The 4,022-nt window shown below is 74.5% G+C and carries 4 protein-coding genes; 3 read left to right on the forward strand and 1 reads right to left on the reverse strand.

Annotated elements, in window-relative coordinates:
- The 3 genes from VK640_17165 to VK640_17175 form a co-directional block, all read left to right on the forward strand.
- The coding region (locus VK640_17165; GenBank protein ID HTE74909.1) for a VWA domain-containing protein at positions 1-1,409 on the forward strand (1,409 nt) is incomplete at its 5' end.
- Positions 1,406-2,227: a hypothetical protein gene (locus tag VK640_17170; GenBank protein HTE74910.1), complete on the forward strand. Its 822-nt coding sequence runs from the start codon at positions 1,406-1,408 to the stop codon at positions 2,225-2,227. The genes VK640_17165 and VK640_17170, both read left to right, overlap by 4 nt.
- Before the next feature lie 382 nt (positions 2,228-2,609).
- Positions 2,610-3,830 (forward strand): MFS transporter, encoded by a 1,221-nt coding sequence (locus tag VK640_17175; GenBank protein ID HTE74911.1) that lies wholly within the window; start codon positions 2,610-2,612, stop codon positions 3,828-3,830.
- Between the two features lie 6 nt (positions 3,831-3,836).
- Here VK640_17175 and VK640_17180 read toward each other — a convergent pair.
- Positions 3,837-4,022 (reverse strand): alpha/beta hydrolase (locus tag VK640_17180; GenBank protein ID HTE74912.1); only part of this gene is annotated, 186 nt, incomplete at its 5' end.

The following is a 4,022-nucleotide window of genomic DNA, read 5'->3' on the forward strand; positions in this document are numbered from 1 at the left end:
ACACCCAGGAGCAGTTCGACGAGTTCATGGCGACGTACGGCGACATGTTTCCCGACAACCCGCGCGACCTGGAGGAGCTCGTCGACTCGCTGGCCCGGCGGGCGGCGGCGGCCGAGCGGATGATGCAGTCGCTCTCGCAGCAGCAGCGTGACGAGCTGTCCGCGCTGATGGCGGGTGCCCTGGAGGACATGGATCTGGCACGGGAGATGTCCCAGCTCGGCGAAGCGCTGCGCAGCCGCCGGCCGGACCTGGACTGGTCCGGCCGCGAGCGGGTCCGCGGCGAGCAGCCGCTGGGCGCCGGCGACGCGACCAGCGCGGTGCAGGACCTCGCCGACCTCGACGAGCTCGAGTCGGCCGTCGGGCAGGACTACCCCGGTGCCTCGCTGGAGGACATCGACGAGGAGGCGGTGCGCCGGGCCCTCGGCAGGCGGGCCGCCGACGACCTGGCCGAGCTGCGCCGGCTGGAGCGCGAGCTCGAGGCCCAGGGCTACGTCAACCGCACCGCGGGCCGGCTGGAGCTGACGGCAAAGGCGATCCGGCGACTCGGGCAGACCGCGCTGCGGCGGGTCTTCTCCGACCTGCACGCGAGCGCCCGCGGCGGTCACGACGTGTCCGACGCCGGCCAGGCCGGCGAGCTCACCGGGGCCAGCCGTGCCTGGCAGTTCGGCGACGAGCAGCCGCTCGACGTGGTCCGCACGCTGACCAATGCGGTGCGCTCCGGCCGGGCGGCCATCGGGCCGGACGCCAGCCGTCCCGGACGCGGCGGCATCACCCTGGCCACCGAGGACTTCGAGGTGGCCGAGACCGACCGCAGGACGTCCGCGGCGGTCTGCCTGCTCGTCGACCTGTCCTACTCGATGGTGCTGCGCGACACGTGGGCCGTGGCCAAGGCGACGGCGCTGGCGCTGCACGCGCTGGTGAGCGGGCAGTTCCCCCAGGACGCGCTCACGGTGATCGGCTTCTCGTCCTACGCCCGGACGCTGGACCCGACCGACCTGGCCTCACTGGACGCCGACTACGTGCAGGGCACCAACCTGCAGCACGCGCTGATCCTGGCCGGCCGCTTCCTCGACCAGCACCCCCAGGCCGAGCCGGTCGTGCTGGTCGTCACCGACGGTGAGCCGACGGCGCACCTGATGCCCGGTGGGCAGCCGTGGTTCGCCTGGCCGCCGGAGCCCGAGACGCTCGCCCTCACCGTGGCCGAGGTCGACCGGATGACCCGCCGTGGCGCCTCCCTCAACGTCTTCGCCCTCGACGACGACCCGCGACTGATCGGCTTCATGCAGGAGCTGGCCCGGCGCAACGGCGGACGCGTCCTGCAGCCCGACCCGCGCCGCCTCGGTCAGTATGTCGTCAGCGACTACCTGAGCCGGCGCTCCGGCGGGCGGGGCGGCCGCCGGGCCGGGTGACGGCCCCGCGCCTGTTCGGCGTCCCGGCCCGGGACGCACCGGTCGTGGCCGTCGTCCGGCGTGGGCCGAGCGACTGGTGCCGGCTCGGCCGCTGGGACGTCGGGGACCCGCGGTCCTGGACGTCCGGGTCCTGGCTGCGGGCGACCGTCTACCCGCAGCGGTGCGCGCTCTCGCCGGACGGCCGGCTGCTGTCGTACGTCGCGCTGGGCGGCCCGGCCCGCTGGTCCGCCGGCGGCACGTACGTCGCGGTCAGCCGGCTGCCCTGGGCGACCGCTCTCGCGGCCTGGGGCACCGACGGCACGTGGACCCGTGGCGCGGAGTTCGTCGACGACCGGGCCGTGTGGGAGCTGCCCGAGCCGGACGAGGGCGACGCCGGGCTGTTGCGCGACCGGTGGGGGATGAAGTGGGTGCGGCCCGCAAGCTACGCCGTCGAGCGGCGGGCGGGCTGGGCCGAGGCGGCCGGCTCGACGACGTACGACCCGGACGACCCTTGGGACATCCGGCGGGCGCCGACGCTGACCATGACGCGGCAGCGGCCCGAGGACACCGCGGTGCTCACGGTGACCGGCGCGTACGCGGCCTTCCGAGCCTTCGACCGTGAGACGTACGGGGCGCCGGACTACCGGCTGGACGGGGAGCCGCTGACCGACGTGCAGTGGGCGGACTGGGCACCCGGCGGCGACCTGCTCGTCGCGACCACGGACGGCCGCCTGCAGGTGCGGACCGGCGACGGGCCGCACCACGTCACCTGGGAGGTCGACCTGTCGGCCGACGACCCGGACCCGCAGCCGCCGCCTCCTCAGGCCCGGGAGTGGTGAGCCCTCAAGGAGCCCGGCGGACCTGTCGAGTACACTCGGGAGCAGCAACCCACCCAGAGGTTGCCCGGAGCGCGCCTCGTTCGACGCGCCCGGTCCGTTCATGGCGCAGAGTTGTGCCGAGCACGTAGGGCCCGCTCGAGGTCGGCGACGGCCGACCGAGCACCCGTGCGCAGCGACCGCTCGCGGTCGCGCGCATGGCCGGTGGCCCGGTGGGAAAGGAGACCGTCATGGTCGAGGACGACTACGGTCCCTGGGACGACTGAGCCGAGTGCTCGGTCCTCCGGGACAGGCGACACGACGCCCCGTCCGGCACTGCCGGGCGGGGCGTCCGCGTCTCGTCGCGGCTCGGGCCGGCTGCGGGGTGTGGCTACCCTGACCCGCGATGTCCCGGCTGTTCGGCAACCTCCCGCGCGAGGTCCTCGTGCTGACGGCCGTGGCGTTCGCGGTCGCCGTCGGCTTCGGCGTCGTGGCGCCCGCGATCCCGGTCTTCGCCCGCGACTTCGGGGTCGGCCGGACCGCGGCCGGAGCCGTGATCTCTGCTTTCGCCTTCATGCGTCTCGTGTCCGCCCTGGCCAGTGGCCGGCTGGTCAACCGCGTGGGCGAGCGGGTCGTGCTCGCCACCGGCATCGGCATCGTGGCCGTCAGCAGCGCGCTCGCCGGGCTCTCGCAGTCCTACACCCAGCTGCTGCTCCTGCGCGGGATCGGCGGCGTGGGATCGGCGATGTTCACGGTGTCGGCCATCTCGCTGCTGCTGCGCGTCACGGAGTCGGACCAGCGCGGCCGGGCGACCAGCATGTGGCAGACGGGGTTCCTGCTCGGGGCCATCGCCGGGCCGGCGATCGGCGGCCCGCTGACCGACATCTCGCTGCGGGCGCCGTTCTTCGTCTACGCCGGCACGCTCGCCGTGGCGGGCACGATCGGCATGGTCTTCCTGACCCGGACGACGCTGCACGAGCGGTTCGTCGACGACCGCCCCGAGGACCACACCAGCCTGGGTGCCGCGCTGCGCGTCTCGGGCTACCGGGCAGCGCTCACCGCCAGCCTCGGCAACGGCTGGGCGCTCTTCGGCATCCGGTCCTCGCTCATCCCTCTGTTCGTCACCGAGGGCATCGGCGCCTCCGGCACCTGGACCGGGATCGGGCTGCTGGTGTCCGCCGCGACCCAGGGCGGTGCGCTGCTGCTGGTGGGCAACCTCACCGACCGGGTCGGCCGTCGGCCGGGGATGATCGCCGGTTCGGCGCTCGGCACGCTGAGCCTCGGCGCCCTCGCAGCCCATGAGTCGCTCGGCGTGTACGTCGTCGCGATGGGCCTCTTCGGGATCGCCTCCGCGTTCCTCACGGTGGCCCCCAGCGCCGCGGTGGGTGACGTGGTGTCCGGCCGGGGCGGCACCGTGGTGGCGGCCTTCCAGATGGCGGCCGACCTCGGAGCCGTCATCGGACCGCTCCTTGCGGGCTGGCTGGCCGACACGTACTCGTTCTCGGCAGCGTGGGCGCTCTCGGCCGCGATCATGGGTGCGGCCCTGGTGACGGCGCTGCTGTCCACGGAGACCAAGCACCGGCCGGCCGCGGCCTCGCCGGAGCCGGCCCCGGGCAGCACCGGCTGACCCGGCTCACACCCTCCGGTCGTCGAGGAAGTCGAGGACCGCGGCGGCGAAGAGCGGCGACTCCCCCACGTCGTAGTGGGTGGTGCCAGGGATGATCGCGAGGGCGTGGCCGCCCTTCGGCCGGCCCTCGCCCATCCACCCGCCGTCGCGCCGGCCGCCGTCGAGCAGGCCGAAGACCTCGACGTAGTGGCT

The sequence above is a fragment of the Actinomycetes bacterium genome (genome assembly GCA_035489715.1).
Lineage (GTDB): Bacteria > Actinomycetota > Actinomycetes > JACCUZ01 > JACCUZ01 > DATHAP01.